Source organism: Pseudomonas sp. (assembly GCF_050739655.1).
Classification (GTDB): domain Bacteria; phylum Pseudomonadota; class Gammaproteobacteria; order Pseudomonadales; family Pseudomonadaceae; genus Aquipseudomonas.
The window spans coordinates 1-1,324 of the sequence record NZ_JBOIBY010000091.1; the positions used below are offsets into that span (position 1 = coordinate 1).

Genomic DNA, 1,324 nt, shown 5'->3' on the forward strand with positions numbered 1-1,324 from the left:
TGGTCTGGTTGCCCTTGACGTAGTTCATCACGCACTCGAGCAGGGGAGCCTCGACTTCGGAGAGCACCAGGTTGTACACATCCGTGACGGCAGCGCCCTCAAGGTGGGCGAAATAATTGTGCAGCGCTTTCTCGACACTCCCGCGAAGGGTCTGACCTTCTTCGCTTGGGGTATTGAGGTGCTGTTTCAAATTTACGTTGTCGCTCACGGGTGTTGTTCCACTCACTAAAGTCTCGGTCATCATCGTCATGCGGCCACCCCTTCTCCGTCCCCTGTCAGGCTCTTGTAACGTTCAGCGAAAAAGCCCTGAACGTTGGCGCATTGTGCTTCCGTATCTTCCAAACGATTGAAGTGGGCGCGAAACTCCCTGGCGCCCGGCAAGGTTGCGAGATACCAGCCCACATGCTTTCGAGCGATGCGTACACCCATCACGTCTCCATAGAAGGCGTGCAGTGCAGCCAGATGCTCTAGCAGAATGCGTTCCACCTCGATCAGTTCCAGCGCCGGGAGCTTCTCGCCGGTACGCAAAAAATGATCGATCTCGCGAAAAATCCATGGCCGCCCCTGGGCAGCCCGGCCAATCAGCAGGCCGTCGGCACCGGTCGCGTCGAGCACGTATCGGGCCTTTTCCGGTGAATCAATATCGCCGTTGGCAAAAACCGGCATCGACACCGCCTGCTTGATCGCAGCGATGGTGTCGTACTCCGCTTCACCGGTGTACAGGTCGGCACGGGTGCGGCCATGGACCGCCAGTGCTGTGATGCCTGCCTGTTCGGCAATCTTCGCCACAGTCAGGCCGTTCTTGTTGTCCCGGTCCCAACCGGTACGGATCTTCAACGTAACCGGCACATCGACCGCAGCCACGACGGCCTGCAGGATCTCGGTTACCAGCGCTTCATCTTTCAACAGCGCGGAGCCGGCAGCCTTGTTGCAGACCTTTTTTGCCGGACAGCCCATGTTGATATCAATAATCTGTGCACCCAGTTCGACGTTGGCCCGGGCCGCGTCCGCCAGCATTTGTGCATCACCACCGGCGATCTGTACCGAGCGTGGCTCGGGATCACCTTGGTGGATCATGCGCATCCGCGACTTGCGGGTGTTCCACAAACTCATGTCGCTGGTGACCATTTCCGAGACTACTAGTCCCGCGCCCAAGCGCTTGCACAGCTGACGAAAGGGCTGGTCGGTGACACCCGCCATGGGGGCGAGGATCAAGCTGTTATGTAATGTGTATGGACCGATGCGTACCGCCGACATAGGACTTCCCTGTTGTGGGGCCGGATCATGAGAGTTCGAAAAAGGGTTGGCATGATACCCGCTCTCG

At 58.4% G+C, this 1,324-nt stretch carries 2 protein-coding genes; both read right to left on the bottom strand.

Annotated features, from left to right (window positions below):
• Positions 1-250 (bottom strand): DNA-binding transcriptional regulator Fis (locus ACRESJ_RS04865; protein ID WP_431756889.1); only part of this gene is annotated, 250 nt, incomplete at its 3' end.
• Complete coding sequence (dusB, locus tag ACRESJ_RS04870; RefSeq protein ID WP_431756890.1) at positions 247-1,257, bottom strand: tRNA dihydrouridine synthase DusB; 1,011 nt, start codon at positions 1,255-1,257, stop codon at positions 247-249. The genes dusB and ACRESJ_RS04865, both read right to left, overlap by 4 nt.
• Positions 1,258-1,324 lie beyond the last annotated feature (67 nt).

Excerpts from the sequence above, each read along its gene's own strand:
- dusB (WP_431756890.1), bottom strand. The coding sequence starts at position 1,257 with ATGTCGGCGGTACGCATCGGTCCATACACATTACATAACAGCTTGATC.